The sequence below is a fragment of the Pseudotamlana haliotis genome, assembly GCF_008806375.1.
Classification (GTDB): domain Bacteria; phylum Bacteroidota; class Bacteroidia; order Flavobacteriales; family Flavobacteriaceae; genus Pseudotamlana; species Pseudotamlana haliotis.
In genome coordinates, this window is record NZ_WAAT01000050.1 from 1 (window position 1) to 23042 (window position 23042).

General features: G+C 31.9%; 21 protein-coding genes. 20 read left to right on the forward strand and 1 reads right to left on the reverse strand.

Going from position 1 to position 23042, the window contains the following annotated elements; translation table 11 throughout:
- Positions 1-76: 76 nt before the first annotated feature.
- Positions 77-1939 (reverse strand): ABC-F family ATP-binding cassette domain-containing protein, encoded by a 1863-nt coding sequence (locus F6U93_RS11355; protein ID WP_150939887.1) that lies wholly within the window; start codon positions 1937-1939, stop codon positions 77-79.
- A gap of 225 nt (positions 1940-2164) precedes the next feature.
- Here F6U93_RS11355 and F6U93_RS11360 point away from each other — a divergent pair, with 225 nt between their 5' ends.
- The 20 genes from F6U93_RS11360 to F6U93_RS11455 all read left to right on the forward strand — a co-directional run bounded on the left by F6U93_RS11360 (position 2165) and on the right by F6U93_RS11455 (position 23002).
- Complete coding sequence (locus tag F6U93_RS11360; RefSeq protein WP_150939889.1) at positions 2165-2968, forward strand: polysaccharide biosynthesis/export family protein; 804 nt, start codon at positions 2165-2167, stop codon at positions 2966-2968.
- A 10-nt stretch (positions 2969-2978) separates the two neighbouring features.
- Complete coding sequence (locus F6U93_RS11365) at positions 2979-5450, forward strand: exopolysaccharide transport family protein (RefSeq protein WP_150939891.1); 2472 nt, start codon at positions 2979-2981, stop codon at positions 5448-5450.
- A 192-nt stretch (positions 5451-5642) separates the two neighbouring features.
- Positions 5643-6488 carry an ABC transporter permease gene (locus tag F6U93_RS11370; protein WP_150939893.1) on the forward strand — a complete coding sequence of 282 codons (846 nt, stop codon included), beginning with the start codon at positions 5643-5645 and terminating at the stop codon, positions 6486-6488.
- Between the two features lie 131 nt (positions 6489-6619).
- Complete coding sequence (locus F6U93_RS11375) at positions 6620-7828, forward strand: ABC transporter ATP-binding protein (RefSeq protein ID WP_150939895.1); 1209 nt, start codon at positions 6620-6622, stop codon at positions 7826-7828.
- Positions 7825-8652, forward strand: coding sequence for a sulfotransferase family protein (locus tag F6U93_RS11380; protein WP_150939897.1), 828 nt, complete (start codon positions 7825-7827; stop codon positions 8650-8652). The genes F6U93_RS11375 and F6U93_RS11380 overlap by 4 nt, the downstream gene beginning before the upstream one ends.
- Positions 8649-9569, forward strand: a complete 921-nt coding sequence (locus F6U93_RS11385) for a class I SAM-dependent methyltransferase (RefSeq protein WP_150939899.1) — start codon at positions 8649-8651, stop codon at positions 9567-9569. Before F6U93_RS11380 ends, F6U93_RS11385 begins: the two co-directional genes overlap by 4 nt.
- Positions 9556-10695, forward strand: coding sequence for a glycosyltransferase (locus F6U93_RS11390; protein ID WP_150939901.1), 1140 nt, complete (start codon positions 9556-9558; stop codon positions 10693-10695). The genes F6U93_RS11385 and F6U93_RS11390 overlap by 14 nt, the downstream gene beginning before the upstream one ends.
- 67 nt (positions 10696-10762) lie before the next feature.
- On the forward strand, positions 10763-11752 hold the full coding sequence (locus tag F6U93_RS11395) for a glycosyltransferase (protein ID WP_150939903.1): 990 nt from the start codon (positions 10763-10765) through the stop codon (positions 11750-11752).
- Positions 11733-12536, forward strand: a complete 804-nt coding sequence (locus tag F6U93_RS11400; protein WP_150939905.1) for a putative capsular polysaccharide synthesis family protein — start codon at positions 11733-11735, stop codon at positions 12534-12536. The genes F6U93_RS11395 and F6U93_RS11400 overlap by 20 nt, the downstream gene beginning before the upstream one ends.
- Positions 12537-12556: 20 nt before the next feature.
- Complete coding sequence (locus F6U93_RS11405) at positions 12557-13345, forward strand: glycosyltransferase family 2 protein (protein WP_150939907.1); 789 nt, start codon at positions 12557-12559, stop codon at positions 13343-13345.
- A gap of 1 nt (position 13346) precedes the next feature.
- Entirely contained in the window at positions 13347-14324 is a 978-nt protein-coding gene (locus F6U93_RS11410; protein WP_150939909.1) for a glycosyltransferase family 2 protein, read from the forward strand.
- On the forward strand, positions 14311-15534 hold the full coding sequence (locus F6U93_RS11415; RefSeq protein ID WP_150939911.1) for a glycosyltransferase: 1224 nt from the start codon (positions 14311-14313) through the stop codon (positions 15532-15534). The genes F6U93_RS11410 and F6U93_RS11415 overlap by 14 nt, the downstream gene beginning before the upstream one ends.
- A 94-nt stretch (positions 15535-15628) precedes the next feature.
- The gene (locus F6U93_RS11420; RefSeq protein WP_150939913.1) at positions 15629-16528 is read left to right on the forward strand and encodes a glycosyltransferase family 2 protein; all 900 of its coding nucleotides are present in this window, start codon (positions 15629-15631) and stop codon (positions 16526-16528) included.
- Positions 16525-17679, forward strand: a complete 1155-nt coding sequence (locus F6U93_RS11425) for a glycosyltransferase family 4 protein (RefSeq protein WP_150939915.1) — start codon at positions 16525-16527, stop codon at positions 17677-17679. The genes F6U93_RS11420 and F6U93_RS11425 overlap by 4 nt, the downstream gene beginning before the upstream one ends.
- A gap of 2 nt (positions 17680-17681) precedes the next feature.
- The gene (locus F6U93_RS11430) at positions 17682-18692 is read left to right on the forward strand and encodes a glycosyltransferase family A protein (RefSeq protein ID WP_150939917.1); all 1011 of its coding nucleotides are present in this window, start codon (positions 17682-17684) and stop codon (positions 18690-18692) included.
- Between the two features lie 4 nt (positions 18693-18696).
- On the forward strand, positions 18697-19608 hold the full coding sequence (locus F6U93_RS11435; protein ID WP_150939919.1) for a glycosyltransferase family 2 protein: 912 nt from the start codon (positions 18697-18699) through the stop codon (positions 19606-19608).
- A gap of 5 nt (positions 19609-19613) precedes the next feature.
- Positions 19614-20384 carry a class I SAM-dependent methyltransferase gene (locus F6U93_RS11440; RefSeq protein WP_150939921.1) on the forward strand — a complete coding sequence of 257 codons (771 nt, stop codon included), beginning with the start codon at positions 19614-19616 and terminating at the stop codon, positions 20382-20384.
- Positions 20377-21189 carry a hypothetical protein gene (locus F6U93_RS11445; RefSeq protein ID WP_150939923.1) on the forward strand — a complete coding sequence of 271 codons (813 nt, stop codon included), beginning with the start codon at positions 20377-20379 and terminating at the stop codon, positions 21187-21189. The genes F6U93_RS11440 and F6U93_RS11445 overlap by 8 nt, the downstream gene beginning before the upstream one ends.
- A 41-nt stretch (positions 21190-21230) precedes the next feature.
- The gene (locus F6U93_RS11450) at positions 21231-21908 is read left to right on the forward strand and encodes an acylneuraminate cytidylyltransferase family protein (RefSeq protein WP_150939925.1); all 678 of its coding nucleotides are present in this window, start codon (positions 21231-21233) and stop codon (positions 21906-21908) included.
- Positions 21909-21958: 50 nt separating this feature from the next.
- A complete protein-coding gene (locus F6U93_RS11455; RefSeq protein WP_150939927.1) occupies positions 21959-23002 on the forward strand; it encodes an N-acetylneuraminate synthase family protein in 1044 nt (347 codons plus the stop codon).
- The last annotated feature ends 40 nt before the right edge of the window (positions 23003-23042 follow it).

Consider the following 23042-nt stretch of genomic DNA (forward strand, 5'->3'; position numbering starts at 1 on the left):
AACGATTAAACAAATAAACGTTAGGTAGATGCTTCAGTCGTGCCTCCTTCTGCATGACAAATAAAACGGCTTGTCATCACCCTTCCAACTTCGCTGACAACTCAAACCAACGTTCTTCCTTTTCATCCATGGTGTCAATGATTTTCTGCAAGTCATCAGAAAGTTTGTTAATTTGTTCTTGAGTTAAATCAGGGTTGAGGAACTTGTTTTCCAGCTCTTTTTTGTCGTACGCTAGAGAATTCAGTTTGCTTTCAATGTTTTTAAGTTCTTTTTCCTCGTTATACGATAGTTTAGAAGCTTCATTTTGTTTTACAGATTTCGGATCTTTTTTGTCGGTTTGAGCTTCAGAAACAGTCGGTTGACTATCTTCATAAACACGATAATCTGTATAATTCCCAGGGAAATCTTCAACCACACCTTCGCCTCTAAAAACAAATAAGTGATCAACGACTTTATCCATAAAATAACGGTCGTGCGATACCACTATAATACAGCCAGGAAAATCTAATAAGAAGCTTTCAAGAACGTTAAGCGTAACAATATCGAGGTCGTTGGTAGGTTCATCGAGAATTAAAAAGTTCGGATTCTGAATTAAAACCGTACAAAGGTATAAACGCTTGCGTTCGCCACCACTCAGTTTTTCTACAAAATCATATTGTTTTTTTCTGCTGAAAAGAAAACGCTCTAAGAGCTGTTGTGCACTAATTTGGCGGCCTTTTTTTAAGGGGATATAATCACCAAATTCGCGAATCACATCAATGACTTTTTGTTCAGGCTTAATGGTGATTCCATTTTGTGTGTAGTAGCCAAATTTAACGGTTTCTCCTTTTATAACCTTCCCAGCATCAGGCGCCATGGTTTGGGTTAAAATATTTAAAAAAGTGGTTTTTCCTGTACCATTTTTTCCTATAATACCAACACGTTCGCCTTTTTTAAAGTTATATTCAAAGCCATCTAAAATGACTTTATCCTTAAAGGCTTTGCCAACCTTATGAAATTCTAATATTTTACTACCAAGACGCTCCATATTAAGTTCTAATTGAACCTGGTGGTCGTTTCTGCGTTGGTGTGCTCGGTGTTTTATATCGGCAAAATCATCAATTCTCGATTTAGATTTTGTAGTTCGTGCTTTGGGCTGGCGACGCATCCAATCCAACTCTTTTTTAAACAGTTGCTTGGCTTTACCAGTTTCAACAGCTTCACGTTCAATGCGTGCTTCGCGTTTTTCAAGGTAATACGAATAGTTGCCCTTATAACTATACATTTGGCCTTCGTCAAGCTCAATGATTTCATTGCAAACACGTTCTAAAAAATAGCGGTCGTGAGTGACCATAAACAGGGTGATGTTTTCTTTGGCAAAAAAAGCTTCTAACCATTCAATCATTTCTAAATCTAAATGATTGGTAGGTTCGTCTAAAATTAAGAGGTCTGGCTTGTTAATTAAAGCATTGGCGAGAGCGAGACGTTTTTTTTGTCCGCCCGAAAGCACGCTCACCTTCATGTCAAGCTTTTCGAGTTTCAGTTTGAAAAGAATTTGCTTGTATAAGGTTTCAAAATCCCAAGCTTGATGGCGTTCCATAGCTTCAAAAGCTGCTTGGTATGCATCGGTGTCATCGGGGTTTAGGAGTGATTTTTCGTAATTGGAAATGACTTTCAATATGGGGCTGTCACTGGCAAAAATGGTTTCTTCAACCGTTAAATTCGGATCAAATTTCGGGTCTTGTGATAAAAAGGACACCTTAATATCTTTTCGGTATATGACATTTCCAGAATCGGCTTGATCATCACCAGAAAGTATATTTAAGATGGAAGTTTTTCCCGTCCCGTTTTTGGCCACAAAGGCAATTTTCTGGTCTTTATGCACACTAAATGAAATGTCTTCAAAAAGCACATGTTCGCCGTAAGATTTTGATATGTTTTCAACCGTTAAATAATTCAAAGTGTATTTGTTTTTTTGCAAATAACGGAAAATTAAATGGTGTAATATAAATGAAGGTTTAATTAATGCACAGCTGTAGTCGCCTCGAGGGGGGTAGAGGGGCTCAACAGCAAGACTTAGTGACACGCTTACAGTCCCCTAAATCAACAACAACAAAAAAAACACCATAAGTTTCATGGTTGCTTTCGAAAAGCTATATTTGTGATTTACAAAACGAACCCTAATATGAAGAAATGGCTACTTGTGACTTTGGTCATTATTAATACCATTTTTGTGTCCTGTATTACAAATAAAGATGTGGTGTATCTCCAAGAGAACGAAGATGGCAGCGACAGCATTCCTGTTTTACGAGAGTTACCAAAACCCTACAAAGTTCAAGTGAACGACCTGTTGAGTATCAATGTAAAGGCTTTAGATGAAGAACTTACTAAAATATTCAATCCAGTTCAAACCAATACTAATGGTACCAATACTCAACAGAGCCAGTCTGCTTTATATTTCAACGGTTTTACGGTAGATGATCACGGTAAAATCAAGTTTCCGATTTTAGGAGAAATTACCGTTTTAGGCTATACCACTACCGAAATAGAAGAAATTGTTAAGCAAGAACTGTTAGAACAGTATTTTAAAGAAACTGCCGAGTTGTTTGTAACAGTAAGACTTCCAGGGGTGACTTATACCGTGACCGGTGAAGTTAACGGTACAGGGATTTATACCATTTTTGAAGATCGGGTCAATATTATTGATGCACTTGCCAATGCCGGTGATATTAGTCTTACAGGAAACCGAAAAGATATACTTATCGTGAGGCAATATCCAGACGGACAACGGATTCATCATATCGATTTAACAGATATTAAGGCTATGAATTCCCCTTATTATTACATTCAACCAAACGATATTATATTAGTAAAACCATTAAAACGTAAAGTTTTAGGTGCTGGACAAACAGTGATGCAAAATTTTGCCACCGTTTTGTCAATTTTAGCAGGGATAACCTCTATTTACGTATTAACCAAAAGTTTATAAAAGCCAGACTATGACAGAAGAATTTGAGAATTCGGGATCATCAGCAGCAAGCTTTGATATAAAAAAGTTCTTGTTTAGAGCCTTAAGCTACTGGAAACTGTTTGTGTTACTTCTAGCTATAGGTGTCTTCTTTGTGTATCAAAAAAACATTAGAGAGGAATTCTCATACCGTTTAGGAACAAAAATTTCTATTGAAGACGATAGCAACCCACTTTTTACTTCTAATGCCAGTTTAACTTTTAACTGGGGAGGTGTTACCGCTAAGGTGCAAACTATGATTGTGACTTTAAAATCAAGGTCGCATCACGAAAAGGTTGTAGATCGCTTAGAGTTTTATAAAAGCTACCTAAAGGAAGGTCGGTTTAGAAAACATGATATTTATAAGGCTGCACCATTTCGGTTTTATCAAGACAATAGTTTCGGACAACTCATAAACAAACCCATTCAAATAAAGTTTCTAGATGAGGAAACTTTTGAGTTGCAAGTAGAGTTTACAGGGGTTACAGCGGCCGTTCAAAACTATAATACCAAAGAAATTTCTCATGTCGATGTTCCACTAGGCATTTTTAAACAGCCATTTAAGTTAGGTGAACCTATTAATTTACCTTTTCTAAAAGGAGTTGTGAGGTTAGCAGAAGACAGGCAGGCCAGTGCTGGATCGGTATATTTTATCCAGTTTAATAATTTTGATGGGGTTGTAGCCAGTTATAATTCACGGTTAGGAGTTTCTAATATGAAATCGTCTTCAATTTTAGATATTACCTTAGTCGATAAAAATAAAGGCAAAATCGTAGATTATTTAAATGCGGTAGTTGATGTTTTAAGTGAAGATGAGCTGAGTAGAAAAAATCAATATGTAACCAACGCCATTCAGTTTATAGACGATCAAATTGCACGTGTTAAAGTTGAAATGACCGATAATGTTGAAGAGCTAAACGACTACAGAAAAGAAAATAAAATTTATCAACTCGATAGTGATGGCTCGCTATTGAATGAAAAACTATCCAAGTACGAGGAAGAAAAGGAAGCCATAAACAAACAGTTGGATTATTATGCCAATCTTAAAAATTACTTGCAAACTAGTAATTCCTTTACCGATGTTCCGGCACCTTCAATTGCTGGGGTGACTGATCCGAATATTCTATCTAATGTTTCTAAAATTAATGAGCTTTCAGTACAAAAATCGAAATTACAATACTCGGTTAAAAATGATGCTTCTATTTTTAATGATTTAAACCGACAAATAGAAGGTTTAAAAAATGTACTTCTAGAAAACATCAGTTCGGTAACCAGTGTGCTAAGACGAGAATTGGAGGGGGCATACGGCAACTTAAACAAATTACAATTACAATTTAGTAAACTGCCAGAAGACCAGCAAAAGTTACTAACCATTCAACGTCAATACACCTTAAGCGAGAAATCATTCAACGTGTTTTTAGCAAAACGAGGGGAGGCCGAAATTATAAAAGCCTCCAATGTTTCTGATATTTTGGTCGTAGATCGAGCTAAAAATACAGGCGCAACAGTTTTGGGGCGAAACCTAAACGTGCGTTACGTTTTTGCCTTTTTTGCAGCTTTGTTGGTGCCCTTAATTATCGCCTTTATTTTAACCTTTTTAGATAATAATATTCATAGTCCGTTAGATATTGAAAAGTTATCTACCATTCCGTTGTTGGGAGTTATCGGTAAGAACGCCTTAGACGATAATTTGGTGGTACACCGAAAGCCAAAATCAGCCGTAGCAGAATCCTTTAGGGCCATTCGAAGTAATTTACAGTACTATTATAAGACCAAAGATTTTGACGGTACAAAAACCTTAATGATTACCTCTTCGGTTAGTGGTGAAGGTAAAACGTTTTGTTCCATTAATATGGCGACAGTTTTCGCTTTAAGCGGAAAGAAAACCATTTTATTAGGTTTAGACCTTAGAAAGCCAAAGATTTTTGGTGATTTTAAGATTAAGAATGATTTAGGGGTGGTGAATTACTTAATCGGACAATCGACATTGGAAGAAGTGGTTCAAAAAAGTGGTATTGAGCATTTAGATTTGATTGTGTCTGGACCTATTCCGCCAAACCCTTCAGAATTATTGATTGGGGAAAACATGAAAACCTTAATCACCGAACTGAAAAAAGAGTACGAATACATTGTATTGGATACACCGCCAGTAGGTCTAGTAGCCGATGCCCTAGAGCTTTTGGATTTTGTAGATGCTTCCATTTACGTGGTACGCCAAGATTATACTAAAAAGGGGATGCTTAATTTTATTAATGAAAAGTACCTTTCGAAACAAATAAAAAACCTCAGTTTTGTATATAATGGTTACGACCAAAAAGCCAAATACGGCTATGGTTATGGCTATGGCTACGGCTACGGCTATGGATACGGAAATTATGCCAATGGGTATCATGAAGATGATAAAAAGAAAAAGGGTGTTTTTAATAAGATAAAAGGTTTTTTTAATAAGAATAAAAGGGCTTAGTTTTTAGGGGTGACGGCGGGAACTTGAGTTAGGTACTTAACACGTAGCGTCATGCCGAACTTGATTCGGTATCTCATTATTGTTGTTATTCTGATTTTGTTTTAGAGTTATAATAGTTAGCCTCGAACCTATCGTCACACTGAACTGCTTTCAGAAGCTCATAAAAAACGAACCCATCAATTGTAAAAAATAATGCCATTAGAAACTAGAATATATCAAAAGGAAAACCACTTAAAATTAGGTCACTTGTTTAAGGCCAGTTTTAAAGATATGCTTAGTTCTCGGTTTTTAGCAAAACAACTGGCAGTACGAGATATTAAGGCGCAATACAGACAAAGTTTTTTTGGAATTTTGTGGGCCTTTATAACCCCTATGTTTACGGCTTTAGTTTGGGTGTTTTTATCACGATCGGGTACAGTCACACTTACTGAAACTGGAGCACCATATCCCGTTTTTGCCTTTACCGGCACCTTAATTTGGTCCATCATTACAGAGTCCATAAACGCACCTACAGCAAGTACAAAAAGTGCTAAAGGGATCATGTCTAAAATTAACTTCCCCAAAGAAGCTTTAGTTTTATCGGGGGTCTATAAACTTCTGTTTAACACCTGTATAAAAACCCTTTTGTTATTGTTTTTTGTGTTTTTTTATGGAGTAGGTTTTCATGTGTCGCAATTATTTTTTCCATTGGCTATTTTAATGGCCATTTTATTTGGAACCACCATAGGCTTATTTTTAACACCTATAGGTATGCTATATAATGATGTGGGTAAAATTATTAGTGTCGGCCTTAGTTTTTTAATGTATGTTACACCAGTGGTTTATGTTATTCCTAAAGAAGGATTAATGAAAACCATTATGGAACTTAATCCTTTAACGCCGCTAATTTTAACCTCTAGAGATTTGATATTAGGTAATCCACCTGCTTTTTTAAACTATTTTTTAATACTATTTGCCGTAAGTGCGCTGTTGTTTTCAGTAGCTTTGGTATTTTACCGCATATCGATTCCTATTTTAGTAGAACGATCTAATGCGTAGTGTGGTGAGAGGTGAAACGTGAAGCGTCAATCGTGAGACGTGAAACGAAATTTACGTCTCACGGAAATCGTTTCACGCCTATTCAGGCTAATGAGCACGTTTCACGTCTAACGTTTCACGTTATAAAAAAAATGAAAGAAGAAAAAAACATACATACAAATAGTGAGGTTCTTGTTAAAGTAGAAGGGCTTAGTAAAAAATTCTGTAAGGATTTAAAAACGAGTCTATGGTATGGTGTGAAAGACTTAACCGCTAATGTTTTTGGAAATAAAAACGTGCGTCAATTACGCGATAAGGAATTTTGGGCCGTAAAGGATATTAATTTTGAATTAAGGCGTGGTGAATGTTTAGGGTTAATAGGTCATAATGGTGCAGGAAAATCCACTTTACTTAAAATACTAAATGGCTTAATAAATCCAGATGAAGGAAAAGTGACTATAAGAGGTCGCGTTGGTGCATTAATTGAACTAGGGGCCGGATTTAACCCCATTCTAAGCGGACGTGAAAATATTTATAATAACGGTGCGGTTTTAGGGTTTAGTAAAAAAGAAATTGACGAGAAGGTTGAAGCCATAATCGATTTTTCTGAAATTCGAGAGTTTATCGATATGCCTGTGCAAAACTACAGCTCAGGAATGAAAGTGCGTTTGGGTTTTGCCGTAGCTGCTCAAATGGAGCCTGATGTATTGATTATTGATGAGGTATTGGCTGTTGGAGATATTGGGTTTGCTATGAAATCTTTTAATGCTATTAGTCAAATATTAAAAACATCTGCTGTGATTTTTGTGAGTCATAGTATGCCATTTATCTCTAGGATATGTGATAATATTATTTTGATGGACAAAGGTAAGATGCTATTAAAAACAAATGACGTAGGTTTTGGGGTTCAATCGTATTTTGATAATCAAAAATTGTTGGGGGCTTTAAATTTTGGTGAAGAAAATATAATCCTTAATAATGTAAAAATACATTCAGAAAACCCACGTCTAGAAGGTATTATAGAATATGGTAAAAAATCAATTTTTGAAATAAATATAGATTCATTAAATGATTACCCAAAAGTGAAAGTTTCCATACTTGTTTATAATATGGCTCAAATTAATGTTGCGCTATTTGAATCTAGATATATTAGTATTAAATCAATAAAAGGTCAAAAATTCATTTTTGATTTCGGTGATAGTTTTCTGTCTATAAGTAATTATTTTATAACAGTTCGTTTTGATGATTTAGATAATAAAAAAGCACTTGTAGTTTCTAATTATGTAAACTATAGAAGCTTTCAAGTCACCGGTGCTGAAAGATTAGTTTTTGCACCACTTTATTTAAAAGAAAAAATATGAGTTTATTAAATATTTTTAAAAATAAGAAAAGAGATAAAGTTGGTTTATTTATATTAGGTGCACAAAAATGTGGTACTACTTCATTACACTATTACCTAGATCAACACCCTTTATTAGTTGGTTCACAACCAAAAGAGACTGATTTTTTTAGTTTCGATGGGTATTATGAAAAGGGTGTCAAATGGTATCATAAATGTTTTGAGTTAAACCTAAAACCAAATTGGTTATTAAAATTTGATTCCTCAACAGAATATTTGTACATACCATATTGTGCAGAAAGGATTAAAAAATATAATTCTAATTCTAAATTTATTATAATAAAAAGAGACCCTTTTAAACGAGCAGTGTCGGCTTATAAAATGTATAGGGCTTTAAGTGAGGGTAAACTGTGGTCAAAAAGTTATTTGAAAAAAGTTAAAATGCATAATAGTGTTTTACAATCTAAAATGATTGAATTATTAAATAGAAAACCATTTCCTGAATTTGTGAATTTAGTTGAAGAAGAAATCAAATTGCTTGATCAAATAAATAATGATTTTATATATGAACCTAGTCTTATATCACGAGGGAACTATGAGCATCAAATGAATCGATTTTTATTGCATTTTCCTAAAGAAAATATATTCGAAATTGATTTTGAGAGATATACGGAAAACACAATAGAAGTATTAAATGAGGTACTTGTTTTTTTGGGTGTAAATCATGATTTTTTTGACGAAAGTTATGATTTTTCAATTCAACTAAAATCAAGTGAATCTTTTTCAATAGACGCAGCAGCATATAAACATGTACAACAATTATTTAATGAAAAAATAAATGCATGAAAGTTAAGTCTCCTATAACATCAGGAAGTACAAAATTATTAAAAAAACTTCCAATAAGTTATTTGAGTTTTTTATACTCAGAAGGATTGGGTGTGTCTATAGAAGAATACTTTAACGGGCTTGAATACATTTATTTATATCAGTGTGTTGATACAGGTTATAAATTTTATTATCCTTTTAATATAGCAGGACAAGAGTCCTTTTATAAGAAATTAGAATTGGATAATAATTGGTATTATCAGAAATGGAAATGGGAATATGAAGAAGCTAATTCATTTATTAAGGAAGGACAGAGAGTCTTAGAAGTAGGTTGTGGTAGAGGGCATTTTCTAGATCATTTAAAAAATAGAAATATTAAAACCGTAGGCTTGGAACTGAATAAAGAAGCTATGGCTTATGCAAATGAGAATGATATTAACGTATTAAACAAATTAGTTGAAGAATACTCTAAAGAAGTGATTGAGAAATTTGATGTTGTTTGTGCTTTTCAATTACTTGAACATATATGGGATATTGATTTGTTTTTAACTCATTGTATGAGCTTGTTAAAACCAAAAGGATTATTGATTTTTGCCGTGCCTAATAATGATGCGTTTTTTTTCAATCAAAAAAAAACACTTCCAAAAAGTAATGTTAGATTTATTAACCAATTACAAACATTAGCGCTTAATATGCCACCTCATCATATGGGGCTTTGGGATAAAAAGTCTTTAAAGAGTGTAGCAGATCATTACTCAAATTTAGAGTCCGTTTGTATAAAAGAGGAGCCAATTCATGTAGGAAGAAATGAGTTGAATACTGAAATATTAAAAAATTTAAGTATTAATAAAAAAATTTTTAATAAACTTAAAAAGGTTTTTTTTAAAAGAAGTTTAGTAAAAGGAGATAGTTTATTAGTCGTTTATGAAAAAAAATAAGAGTTTATTAATTATTTCTTTGATGCAAGGTTGTCCATGGGGTGGAAGTGAAGAATTATGGTTTAAAACAGCAATTCATTCATTGTCAGAAGGTACTTGTGTAGATATTTTGATAAAGAAATGGCCAAACGATCATGTGAATATTACAAAGTTAAGATTGAAAGGTGCCAAAATTCACTATTTTAATGATAATCAACCCAAAAAGAAAGGTATTGTTAAAAGACTTATTAGTAAAAGCTCTAATACAAATGATACTGGTTTTGGGAATATAAATTTGTCAGAGATTGACAAGGTTTTGGTGAGTCAAGGTGATACTTTCTCGGCTTTTGGTAATGTTTTATTTCAAAATTTATTAAAAACTAATAAACCAATTTATTTAATCAGTGAGCATTTATCAGATACAGGAATACCAAATGATAATATGAGAAAGATTGCAAGAAATTCATTAAATAGAATTGAGAAGTTCTTTTTTGTTTCTAACCGTTCTCTTGAGCTTACTAAAAGGTATTTAAATTCTAATGGTGATAATTTTCTTTTAGTAAATAACCCTGTAAACTTAAATAATAAAGTTGTAGTTGAATATCCTAAAAAGAAAACACCAAGTTTTGGAGTGGTTGCTAGGTTAGATTGTAAGTTTAAAGGGCAAGATGTATTAATAGAAGTTTTAAGTCAAGAAAAATGGAAGTTAAGGGAATGGGAATGTAATTTGTATGGTGATGGACCAGATTATGAATACCTTAATAGTTTGATTACAGCTTATGGCTTAAACAATAAAATTTTTATTCGTGGGCATTATAAATCTGTTAAAGAGATTTGGGATTTAAATCATGTTTTGATTTTACCATCGATAAGCGAAGGAACACCTTTGTCGTTAGTGGAAGCACAAATTAGTGGTCGAGTATCAGTAGGGACAGATGTTGGTGGAATTGCTGAAGTTATTGAAGATGGTATAAACGGTTGGATTGCTCAGGCACCATTAAAACATTATTTAGATGACGCAATGGAAAAGGCATGGCATGCAATGGATAAATGGGAGGAGATGGGACAAGTAGCTCATAACATGATAATGAAAAGGTATCATAAAGATGCTGGAGAAGAGTTATATAATATCATTTATAGAAGTTAGTTACTTCTTATAATAAATTAAGCCTTTTTCTTTCGTACAACACAAGTCAATAATTTTTTATACTAACATGGTTCATATTTCAGTAATAGTTTGTTGTTACAATAGTGAAAAATTATTAAAAGAGACCTTAACTCATTTGGTAAAACAAGACGTTAAAGATGGTTTTGTGTATGAAGTTATTTTAGTAGACAATAATTCATGTGATCAAACAGCCCAAGTAGCAAGAGATTTATGGAGTCAGTTTAAAACAACGGTTTGTTTAAATATTATTAAAGAAGAGAAACCAGGTTTATCTTATGCAAGAAAAACAGGGGTTTTAGCTAGTAAAGGTGGTATTATTATATTTTGTGACGATGATAATTGGTTACAAGTAGATTATTTACAAATAGCTTATGGTTTTATGAATAGTAACCCCAAAGTGGGCGCATTAGGAGGACAATCTGAAGGTGTTTTAGAAATAGAAGAACCAAATTGGTGGCACAAAGAAAAACTTAATTATGCGGTAGGTGTACAAGGGGGTCAGGATGGCGATATTACAAAAAGAGGTTATGTTTGGGGGGCTGGTCTGGTTATTAGAAGTAGTATATTACAAAGATTATACGATATCAACTTTGAATCATTATTAACAGATAGGGTTGGAAGTGAATTGTCCTCTGGTGGTGATAGTGAAATATGTAAATGGGTACTATTAATGGACTATAAATTATGGTATTTAGAGTCTTTACGGTTTAAACATTATATTACAAAAAATAGACTTACCGATGAGTATTTGATAAAATTACTGGAAGGGCATAAACAAGCACAACCTTTATTAAATCTTTATAATTGGTTTTTTTATAATGGTATTTTTAAAAAAGTAAATAGTTTAACATTAAAAAATAGAGGAAGTTATATAAAGAAAGCTATAAAGTGCTATATAAGAAATGATAAAAGTTGGAGTACACATTGTCAATTGGCATTAGGAACGTTTTTGAAAATTCATACTGATTTATATTTAATTACCAAAACGTATAGACGCCTAAGTAAAAAGCAGCTTGATGAAAAGAATAATATCTAAAATAAACAAAAAAATTAGTATCATATACCGTACTTGTTACTACCATAAGTTAAAAAATAAAACGATAATAGTACATACGTTGGGCAAAGTAGGTTCTTCTACTATTTATGAAGAGCTTAAAAAAATTAGTCCGTGGAAAAATATTTTTCATACTCATTTTTTATCCAATGAGTGGCTAAATGTAAAATTAAAAGAAGGAAATCATTATGAATCTAATTATAAGGCAGCAAAAAAGGTGTTTTCCTATTTAGATAAAAACTCAGATAAAAAAAAGTATATTATAGCTCTTGTAAGAGAACCTGTTTCTCGTGAAATTTCAAATTTCATGCAAAATCCAAAAGATTTTATAGAAGGAGATATTTTATCAGAATCATTAGATAGTTTGAAAAACAGCTATTTACAAAAACTTAATTATGATTATACCTTAAATTGGTTTGATACTGAATTTTTAAATTATACGGGCTTTGATGTTTATTCTAAACCTTTTGATAAGGATAGAGGGTTTTCTATATATCATCATGACGACTTTGAAGTGTTAATTATTAAACTCGAAAAGTTAAATGAATGCTATAGTGGTGCTATGAAGGAGTTTTTTGATTTAAATTTGAAATTAAGTGGTAATTCCAACCAATCATCACAAAAAGAAATTTCAAATATTTATAAAGAATTACAACAAACGATTAAATTTCCAAAAGAAGAATTAAGCACGCTTTATACTCATAAATATATCTCTCATTTTTATACTTTGGAAGAGATAAAACAATTTAAAGAAAAATGGTCTTAATTTTAAATTTGAGATAATATATGTTAATTTCAATAATCACTATTAACTATAATGACTTAGAAGGTTTAAAAAAAACCATGACAAGTGTATTATCTCAAACTTTTAAAGATGTAGAATACATTGTAATTGATGGTGGTAGTACAGATGGAAGCAAAGACTATATAAAAAGTCATGAAGACGATTTGGCCTACTGGGTAAGTGAACCTGATTCTGGAATTTATAATGCCATGAATAAGGGGATAGATCAAGTTACTGGAGATTATGTGTTGTTTTTGAATAGTGGGGATTATTTGGTAGATCAATTTGTTTTGAAAAAATTTATAGCATTTAACCCTGTCGAAGATCTTGTTTATGGTAATACGTTAATAGTTATTAATGGCGAATTGGTTTTAAAAAAGATGGCTGAGTCAATTAATAGTATCGCTAAGTGTTTAACAAATACAATCAATCATCAAACTATATTTTATAATAAACGATTATTTGATGATGGGAGTCGTTATGATTGTACATATAAAATTTGTTCAGATTGGGTATTTACCAACAATGCTATTATATTTAAAAACGCTAGTTCGCGCCATATTGATTTAGAAATTCCTGTTTATGACACTAATGGTGTGAGTGGCAGTATTGAATTAAGGGTTAAAGATAGAAAGCGGTATTTGGAAACTAATTTTGATTCACATTTTTTAAACTTATTGAAAGACTATAATCAGTTGAACACTGATTATACTAAGTTTAAAAACAATAAATGGATCCTTAGAATGCTTAAAATAAAGCGCATTTATACTAAAATAGTTAAAAAACGTTAGTATGAACATACCTTTAGTTAGCATTATAATCCCTACCTATAACGCTGTTGATTTATTGCCAGAAACGGTTGAAAGTGCCCTACAGCAAACCTATAAAAACATTGAAATTATTGTTATAGATGATGGTTCTACAGATACAACAAAAGCATTGTTTGATGAGTTTCAGCAAAAGGGAGTGCACAGTTATACTATTAAAAACCAAGGAGCTTCAAACGCTCGTAATATTGGTTTGTCTAAGTCCAAAGGGGAGTACATTCAATTTTTAGATGCCGATGATATACTGCACCCAAATAAAATTGAATTGCAAGTTGAAAACATGTTACTTGAAAACGCAGACCTATCATATACTACTTGGGCACACTTTTCAACGGATATTAATAGGCATAGTACTTTTAAGTTTAAGGATATAAATTTTCCTAAAATTTGCACGGGTAAAGAAATGATGATTAGTTTTGGAATGCAAAATTGGTTTATGCCCGTTTTTTGTTGGTTAACACATAAAAGCTTGATTGAAAAAGCTGGTAATTGGAATATTGAGATTACCAACAATGATGATGGGGAGTATTTTTCTAGAGTATTGTACAATGCCAAAAAGGTAATTTGTATCAATCAAATTTTAAGCTATTACAGAGTGTTACCTACCATTAGTTTAAGTAATTTAAATTCTGTAGATAAAATTAATTCAGCCTATAACAGTTACCAAATAATAGAAGAGTTGTTGCAAAAAACAATGAACCCTGTTTTACTAACTTACCCTAGAAGACTGTACTATACTCAATATTTAATAATCAAAAAAGATTATCCTAAATTAGCTAAAAGAGCAGCGAAATCATTTGATAGAATAAAAGGAGACTTTTTTTTAAGTCGTAATAAAAATAGATGGTCATTTATTACAGCTTTTGGCTTATATTATGGTTTGCCTCTATATGAGTTTTTGTTTAAAACAGTTTTAAAGTTAAAGAAGATTGGGGTTAAATAAACAAAATTTAATTTTTAAATTAAACGCTTTCCCTCAAGTCTCCGAGACTTTTGTTGTTAACTCTATAATAGAGGCGATTGAAAGTAGAAATGACGTGATGGTGGTAACCGATATACTAAACTCTTTACGCCAAAGTTCACAATTAGACCTTATAAATAAATATAGGTTACTCGATAAAACCTTGGTTTTTGAGCAACCTAAAGATAAATCTAGGCGCATGAATGCTTTTCTTAAGCTTTGCTTACATCCTGTTTATTTATTTTTCTATTTAAAATTCTATCAGTCCTGTAAAAAACGTAGCTTAGATTATGTGTTTTATCTAAATTTTTATAAAAAATACAGAGCGGAAACTAATACATTTCATGTGCATTTTGCGACTGCCTTAGAGCCACTTTTAGTATTAAAGAGAATTGGTTTTCTAAAAGGTAAAATAATTGTAACCTTTCATGGTTATGATGCTCACTATTTACCACATGGTGAAATGTTAAACGAGTTAACAAATAATTATAAAAAGTACGTTGACCACATTACAGTAAACTCAATTTACCTTAAAAACGTTTTGTTAAACAAAGGTTTTCCTGAAGTGTTAATATCCATAGTTCCTATAGGTGTTGATGTAAGTTTTTTTAGGAGATCGAAGCCGAAAGTCATTAACCAAGGACCTGGATTAAAACTCATTACTGTAGGTCGTTTGATTCCTTTAAAAGGGCAACGATACGGTATTAAAGCAGTGAAAAACTTAATTGAAAAAGGATTGAACTTACATTACACAATTGTTGGTGATGGTACAGATTTAGTGCTCTTAAAGCAATTAGCGAAGGAATTAAATATAGAGGATTACATATCCTTCACCGGAGCTAAAAGTCAACAGGAAATAAAGCATTTGTTGGAGGATCATGATGTGTTTATTATGCCGTCCACTCACGATAAAAGTGGTAGGCGTGAAGCTTTTGGTGTGGTGTCCCTAGAAGCGCAGGCTATGGGGTTACCCGTAATTGCTTTTAATTCTGGAGGTGTCGTGGATACATTAGTGGATAAACAAACAGGGTTCGTTGTTAATGATCGAGATGTTGAAGGGATTTCAAAGAAAATAGAAGAACTTTATAATAACCCTAAGGTGTTAAGCGTCGTGAGCAACAATGCTATTGAGCATATTAATTCAAATTTTAATTTAAAACAAACAAATAAAGGGTATTTAAAATTGTATTAATATTATGATGCTGTTGGTTGAAAACGTTGAATTCTATAATGATTCTTCTAAGTCTCTTGAAAATTAATTTATATTTGCTCTCATATCTATTTTCATGAAAACGCCCTTAGTTTCAATAATAATCCCAACTTTCAACCGCGCTCACTTAATTGGTGAAACTTTAGATTCGGTGTTAGCACAAACCTACACGAATTGGGAGTGTATTGTAGTAGATGATGGGAGTACAGATGGTACTGGTGCGGTAATGAAATCCTACTGTGAAAAGGATGCCCGGTTTCAGTATCATCACAGGCCAAAAGACCGATTACCAGGCGGAAATGCGGCTCGTAATTATGGGTTTGAGCTTAGTAAGGGTGAGTATGTGAATTGGTTAGATAGTGATGACTTGTTTTCAAGTAATAAAATAGAAAATCAAATTTGTTATTTAATTGAAAAATCAGCTGATATTTCCACATGTAAATGGGGGAGAGGGCAGGGTTTTAATAGTTTAGATTTAAAATTAAGCTTAAATATTTATAAGGACTATAATATGGGTATAGAGCTTATTAAAGACTATGGAAGTTTTTCAGAGTTTTTTCCATCCCACGTATTTTTAATAAAAAAGACTAATATATTTAAGTCTGGTTTATGGAATGAAGATTTAAAAATAAATCAAGATGGTGAGTTTTTTTGTAGATTATTAATTGTTTCTAAAAAAATTGCTTTTGTTGAAAATACTATTGTATTGTATCGTAATAATAAAGGGGGAAATACAAGTTCCATAGATAGCCTATTAAAGGCAAAACATTTAATTATTAGTTGGAAACTTATTGAGCAATACTTGCGAATAAAGGATTTAAAATATTTTGAGGATTATATTACTAATGGAAAGGATTATTGTTATTTGAAGTTGAATGAGAAATATTATAATTTAATTTTAAAGCATTTATATTTTTTTAAAAAGCAATTCAGATATAATTCTTTAGTGAATCGTATAAAACGTATGTTGTTTTGAAAAAAATTTTAATCATAGGGCCTATAGGTGATTTTGGAGGAAGAGAATTGGAGGCTGGGTTTATTGCAGACTCTCTAAAAAATAACGCAGAGATTCTTATTTGTTCAACAGGTGTAATATCTAATGATTCTCAAGTGTTTAATTTTGTTAATAGGAAACAAGTGGTTTCCCTTAAGGCATTGGTTTTTGATAGAAACTTTTTGATTAAGCTTTTTACATATTTTTCATGGTTAAAAAATAATGTAAAAGGTTCTCCTTTATTATATCTTTCAAATAAAGTTAATAAAAAGTATTTTAATCTTAATAAATTAGTAAAAAGGGAGCTTGAACAAATGGTGCAAAACTCAGATGTTGTGATAATTTGTGCTCAGTTAACCTCAAATTATGTTAAAACGATTATTATATCTGCTAATAAATTAAAAATTCCTGTTTTTTTCAGAACGACAGGAACCATTAAATCAATAAACTTAAGTCAATCTAATTATTTAGAATTAGTAACTCAATTTATTCATCACTCAAAGAAAAATGCTTTTAATTTAAATTCACAAATGAACCTTCCATATAAAGTTATAGATCAATGTGCATTTAATGAAAAAGAACTTTTAAAAATTCCGTTGATCAGTAAAAAAGTAAAAAAGTATTTAGTTTTAGGTAGAATAGAAAAGGAAAAAAACATAGATATTATAATTAGAGCATTTCTTAAAGTTAAAGAGAAAGGAGATCTTTTATATATAATTGGGGCAGGAAGTGAGTTGTTAAATTTAAAAGAGTTATCACGAAATAATGATTTTATTATTTTTACTGGATTTGTTAACTATCAAAGTTTAAAAACGTATTTTCATATTGCGGATGCTGTTGTCATTGCATCAAAAGAGGAAACAGGGCCATTGGTTGGTATCGAGGCTATGGCAGGTGGAAAAATTATAATATCCACAAAAGTTGGAGCGATGCCTGATCGATTAATAGAAACTAATGCCTTTTGGTTCGAACAAGATGTAGATAGTCTTACTAGACAATTGAAAAGGGTGAAAAACTTGACAAGTCTTGAAGTATTACAGATTTCTAAAACAAATAGAGGTAGGTATCTAGAAAATTATTCGCTATCGATTCTGAAATCAAATTATTTAGACGTCTTAAATAATGTATTGTAAATATGCGAGTAGGTTTTAACCCTAATAAAGATAAAGAAATAGACCAGGTTGAATATACGCATCAGGTTATAATGCCGGTGCATATTCCCCATTTTGAAGGCTATTTTAAAGATAGTTTTAAAATTCTAGAATATAGTTTAGAATCTTTGTTTAAAACATCTCATAAAAACACATATATAACTGTGGTTAATAACGGGAGCTGTGAAGAGGTAAAGAACTTCTTAAATAGTTTATTTCATCAAGATTTAATTCATGAGCTTATTCATACAATATGTATAGGTAAGCTTAATGCTATTCTAAAGGGGGTGGTAGGTAATAGGATAGAGTTAGTAACAATTTCTGATGCCGATGTACTGTTTCTTCCTAATTGGCAACAAGAAACGGTAAAGATCTTTGAAAATGTACCAAAGGCAGGAGTGGTAGGTATTGTACCTCAATTTAAAATGTTTGAAGCCAATTGTGGTAATGTACTTTTTGATACTTTTTTTAGTAAAAAACTAAAATTTTTACCAGTAAAAAATCCAGATGCCTTAGCCTTGTTTTACAAAAGTATTGGTTGGGCTAATGATTATAATCAAGATTATTTAAAATATAATTTAGGACTTGACTTGAGTGAGGATTTTAAGGTTTTAGTTGGTTCTGGGCATTTTGTAGCAACTTATAAAAAAGATATGTTTGATGAGGTGAAATCTTATTTAGGTTATAAATTAGGAGGGCTAAGCGAAGCTTATCTTGATAAATCATCACTTAAAAAAGATTATTGGCGATTAACAACTCAAGATAACTATGCCTACCATATGGGGAATACTCTTGAAGATTGGATGGAAACCGATTATCCGGTAAAAAATACACAGCAGGTTACTCATTCAGGTTTTTCAAAGCGTAAACCTATGAGCCATTTTATGTTTTTCTTAAAGAATAGACTGTTTTCTAAGTTTATTTCCATCCCATTTCTATATAAATGTTTTTTAAGAAGCAAAGGCCTGCCTAAAGCTATGATAAATAAATATTAGCTTTATGTTAAACCCAACTTTCTCCATACTAATCACTACAAAAAACCGACTAGAAGACCTAAAACAAACGCTTAGGGAATTGATGGTTTTTATTGATAATAATGAGGTAGAATTTATTATTTGTGACGATGGTTCTACTGATGGGACTTCAAATTTTATAGCTACCAAATATAAAACGATTTGTTTAATTAAAAACAACAAGAGTGAAGGCCTTATATACAGTCGCAATAAGCTACTTGCTTTAACAAAAGCAAAATACGCCATCACTTTAGATGATGATGCACATATAGTATCTAAAAACTCATTAGAAATTATAGAGACTTTTTTTAAGTCTCATCCCAAATGTGCTGTTATGGCTCTTCGGGTTTTTTGGGGTAAAACATTACCTGTTAATTTAAACTGTAACAAAGCTTCTTTAAGGGTCCAGGGCTTTGTAGGTTGTGGCCATGTATGGCGCATGGAAGCATGGAGAGATATACCTTATTACCCAGATTGGTTTGTGTTTTATGGCGAAGAAGATTTTGCTTCGTATCAATTATTTAAGAAAGGATGGAATATTGTTTATAACCCTAATGTATTAGTTCACCATAGAGTGGATGTGAAGTCTAGAAAAAAACAAAAAGACTACAGACTAAGGTTAAGAAGGTCTTTAAGGTCGGGGTGGTATTTATATTTTTTATTTTACCCTATTAACAAAATCCCTAAAAGACTTGTTTATACTTTTTGGCAACAAATAAAAAAGAAAACTTTTAAAGGAGATGTTAAAGCTACTATTGCTATATTTCAAGCAATGGGAGATGTCGTGTATAATTTTCCACGATTAATTAAATATGCCAATAGGTTAACAAATGGGGAGTTTAAAGAATATCAAAAATTACCAGATACGAAGCTGTATTGGAAACCTTTAGAGTCATAAAATGGATGAAACAAATGTTTAAAAAATTTATTACATACCAAAACAGGTTGAAAATCAGATATAAAGGGCGGGCTTTATTTGCTAAATTATATCCTTTTAATTTATCGAAAATAGCTAGAATTCATAAAACTGATAAGTTTGGTGGTCATTTTTATACACCGCATTATCAAAACCATTTTTCGAAGTTTAAGTTTAAGCGAAATACTATTTTAGAAATAGGGGTTGGAGGTTATGAAGACCCGTATCTGGGAGGGAACTCTTTAAGAATGTGGAAATCGTATTTTCCGTTTTCCAAAATTTATTCATTGGATATACATGATAAATCATTCCTTCAAGAAAATAGGATTAAAATTTTTAAAGGAAGTCAGGTAGATTTTAATTTTTTAGATACAATTACTGTTGAAATAGGGGGTATTGATATTATAATAGATGATGGAAGTCATATAAATGAACATGTTATAGAAAGTTTTAAGTACCTTTTTCCAAAACTTAAAAATGGAGGTATATATGTAGTTGAAGACACTCAAACATCATATTGGAAGGATTATGGTGGTGATTCAATTAATTTAGACAATAAAGAAACAATCTATGGTTTTTTTAAGGGGTTAATAGATGGCTTAAATAATGAAGAGTTTGTTATTGAAGGATATCAAAAATCTTACTTTGATAAACATATTGTTTCGATGCATTTTTATCATAACATGATATTTATTTATAAGGGAGAGAATAATGAATTGTCTAATTTTTTAGTTAAAAACAAAATCCCTCATGAATAAATCCAAAATAGCGATATTAACTACGGTTGCTAATTTCGATTTATATAAGATAACATCAAAATTGTTCCCTAATGATATAAAAAAATATGTAATAGACGGAAGTAATGGAATGCATGGTATTCATAGTCTAATTTACATGTTTGATAAGTTATCTAAAAAAGATATAGATTGGTTAATTTTAGCGGATGAAGACGTGATTTTTAAAAATAACAATCTTATTTTCTCTTTAATAGATAAGATGGAAGCAGACCAATTTACCGCTTGTGGTGTTAGAGATGGTGGTGTTGTTAAACATAGAACCTATAATCCTCATATGGTCAACACTTTTTTTACAGTCTTAAACTTTAGAGAAATTATTAAAATATGGGATAAGCAAAAGGTGTTAAAAAATCAATACCTTTTACCATTAGAATTTAATATAGATAATGCAGAGTTAAGAGGTGTTTTTGATATTGACAGTTTATATGAACCTTATTATTGTTTCTTTTTATGGTTAAAAAGAAAAGGAAAGTCGTTTTTGTATTTGGAATCTAAAATGTTAGATGATAACATTTCTAATGTTATTTTATTTAGTAATCAAGAAGTGGCTTATCATACTTGGTATGCTAGAAGTTATAATAAAAATGAAAAGCACACTAACAGAATTAATGGAGTCTTTAACACCTTGGGTATAGATTTTAATATTGATACCAATGATTTAGATTTAAATATTACAATATTTAAAGATCGTTTCTTTTATACAAGAATGAAGATCTTAAAAATTATTACAAAGATTCAAAGGAAAATAAATTTAAATAAAGTTTAAACTTTATAGTGGTAATTTAATTATCATAAAGAGGAAGAGTATTGAAAACCATAGCCATTATACCAGCCAGAGGAAAATCTAAACGTTTGCCTAATAAAAACACCAAATTGTTAGGAGGTGTGCCATTATTGATTCATAGTATAAATTATGCTAAACAACATAATTTTATAGATGCGATTTATGTGTCTACAAATGATGAAAATATAAGAAAAATAGCTTTAAACTGCGGAGTTCAGGTAATTGACAGGCCCGAAGGCTTATCTGGGGATTTAGAACCCACAGTGTCTGCTTTAAAGCATGTTCTAGAGTCTATTGATTGTGATGTTGAAAATGTGGTCCTCCTACAGCCCACGAATCCATTGCGTCCTAAAGACTTACTGAAAGACGCATTTCAAACATTTGTTGAAAAGGATTTTGACAGCCTGTTTACAGTGACTAGAAGCTATGAAAAGCTTGGAAAAATTGAAAATAGCTGTTTTAAATCATTTAATTATGCCATAGGACAGCGTAGCCAAGATTTGGAACCTTTGTATTATGAAAACGGTTTGCTGTATATCACCAAGGCGAAACACATTTTAAAGAACGTAATAATTACGGAAAAAGCTTATCCCTTCGAGGTGGATCATGTTTTTGCAAAGGTGGACATTGATACTCAAGAAGATTTTGATTATGCCGAATTTTTGTTTCATAAATCAAGGACGTCCTCATCAGGCTTATAAAATGAATTATAAAAAGAAGTCTCTAATTGTTGAAGAAAAAATATAAAATAATGAATCGCCCATTTATTGAAATAGCAGGACGTAAAATCGGTCAAGATTATCCACCATTGGTTATTGCTGAAATAGGTATAAACCATGAAGGATCCTTAATGGTTGCAAAAGAAATGGTAGATGCGGCAGCGCGAGCAGGTGCTGAGGTCGTGAAGCATCAAACTCATATTGTGGAAGATGAAATGAGTGGTGCTGCTAAAAAAGTCATTCCAGGTAATGCTGAAATTTCAATTTACGAAATTATGGAACGCTGCGCACTCAACGAAGCCGATGAATTGGCTTTAAAAAACTATGTGGAAAGCAAGGGAATGATTTTTATATCCACCCCATTTTCACGTGCTGCAGCCAATCGTTTAAAACGCTTCGATATTCCTGCGTATAAAATAGGCTCCGGCGAATGTAATAATTATCCATTACTAGAACATATTGCTCAGTTTGGAAAACCTGTTATTCTAAGTACAGGGATGAACACTCTGGAAAGTGTGAAAAAAGCAGTCGCTATTTTTGATAAATATCAAGTCCCAGTGGCACTATTACATACTACTAATTTATATCCTACACCTAGTCATTTGGTTCGTTTTGGCGCAATGCAAGCACTACATCAAGCTTTTCCAGAGAAGGTTTTTGGACTTAGTGACCACACTTTAAATAATAATGCAAGTTTGGGAGCTGTAGCCTTAGGAGCATCTGTTTTAGAACGTCATTTTACAGATCATATGCAACGTACAGGTCCAGATATTATATGCAGTATGGATGAGCAAACCTGTAAAGCATTAATAGAAAACAGTGCGGAATTAGCTTTAATGCGTGGAGGTACTAAAGAACCAGCCAAAGAAGAACAAGTAACTATTGATTTTGCTTTTGCCACGGTTTGTACCATAGCTCCAATTAAAAAAGGTGAAGCTTTTACTAAAGAAAATATTTGGGTAAAACGTCCAGGAACTGGTGAGATTTTAGCAGAACATTTTAATGGTTTAATAGGTAAAATAGCCGCTAAAGATTTAGAGAATGATGTACAATTACAGCTTTTAGATGTTAGGTGATTTTTTTAGTTTTTTTAGGGACAGAGTGTTCCCCTCTAGA

What these genes read in the sequence shown, in the direction of transcription:
- F6U93_RS11360 (WP_150939889.1), top strand. Translation starts at nt 2,165, where the DNA reads ATGAAGAAATGGCTACTTGTGACTTTGGTCATTATTAATACCATTTTT.
- F6U93_RS11365 (WP_150939891.1), top strand. Translation starts at nt 2,979, where the DNA reads ATGACAGAAGAATTTGAGAATTCGGGATCATCAGCAGCAAGCTTTGAT.
- F6U93_RS11370 (WP_150939893.1), top strand. Translation starts at nt 5,643, where the DNA reads ATGCCATTAGAAACTAGAATATATCAAAAGGAAAACCACTTAAAATTA.
- F6U93_RS11375 (WP_150939895.1), top strand. Translation starts at nt 6,620, where the DNA reads ATGAAAGAAGAAAAAAACATACATACAAATAGTGAGGTTCTTGTTAAA.
- F6U93_RS11380 (WP_150939897.1), top strand. Translation starts at nt 7,825, where the DNA reads ATGAGTTTATTAAATATTTTTAAAAATAAGAAAAGAGATAAAGTTGGT.
- F6U93_RS11385 (WP_150939899.1), top strand. Translation starts at nt 8,649, where the DNA reads ATGAAAGTTAAGTCTCCTATAACATCAGGAAGTACAAAATTATTAAAA.
- F6U93_RS11390 (WP_150939901.1), top strand. Translation starts at nt 9,556, where the DNA reads ATGAAAAAAAATAAGAGTTTATTAATTATTTCTTTGATGCAAGGTTGT.
- F6U93_RS11395 (WP_150939903.1), top strand. Translation starts at nt 10,763, where the DNA reads ATGGTTCATATTTCAGTAATAGTTTGTTGTTACAATAGTGAAAAATTA.
- F6U93_RS11400 (WP_150939905.1), top strand. Translation starts at nt 11,733, where the DNA reads ATGAAAAGAATAATATCTAAAATAAACAAAAAAATTAGTATCATATAC.
- F6U93_RS11405 (WP_150939907.1), top strand. Translation starts at nt 12,557, where the DNA reads ATGTTAATTTCAATAATCACTATTAACTATAATGACTTAGAAGGTTTA.
- F6U93_RS11410 (WP_150939909.1), top strand. Translation starts at nt 13,347, where the DNA reads ATGAACATACCTTTAGTTAGCATTATAATCCCTACCTATAACGCTGTT.
- F6U93_RS11420 (WP_150939913.1), top strand. Translation starts at nt 15,629, where the DNA reads ATGAAAACGCCCTTAGTTTCAATAATAATCCCAACTTTCAACCGCGCT.
- F6U93_RS11430 (WP_150939917.1), top strand. Translation starts at nt 17,682, where the DNA reads ATGCGAGTAGGTTTTAACCCTAATAAAGATAAAGAAATAGACCAGGTT.
- F6U93_RS11435 (WP_150939919.1), top strand. Translation starts at nt 18,697, where the DNA reads ATGTTAAACCCAACTTTCTCCATACTAATCACTACAAAAAACCGACTA.
- F6U93_RS11440 (WP_150939921.1), top strand. Translation starts at nt 19,614, where the DNA reads ATGAAACAAATGTTTAAAAAATTTATTACATACCAAAACAGGTTGAAA.
- F6U93_RS11445 (WP_150939923.1), top strand. Translation starts at nt 20,377, where the DNA reads ATGAATAAATCCAAAATAGCGATATTAACTACGGTTGCTAATTTCGAT.
- F6U93_RS11455 (WP_150939927.1), top strand. Translation starts at nt 21,959, where the DNA reads ATGAATCGCCCATTTATTGAAATAGCAGGACGTAAAATCGGTCAAGAT.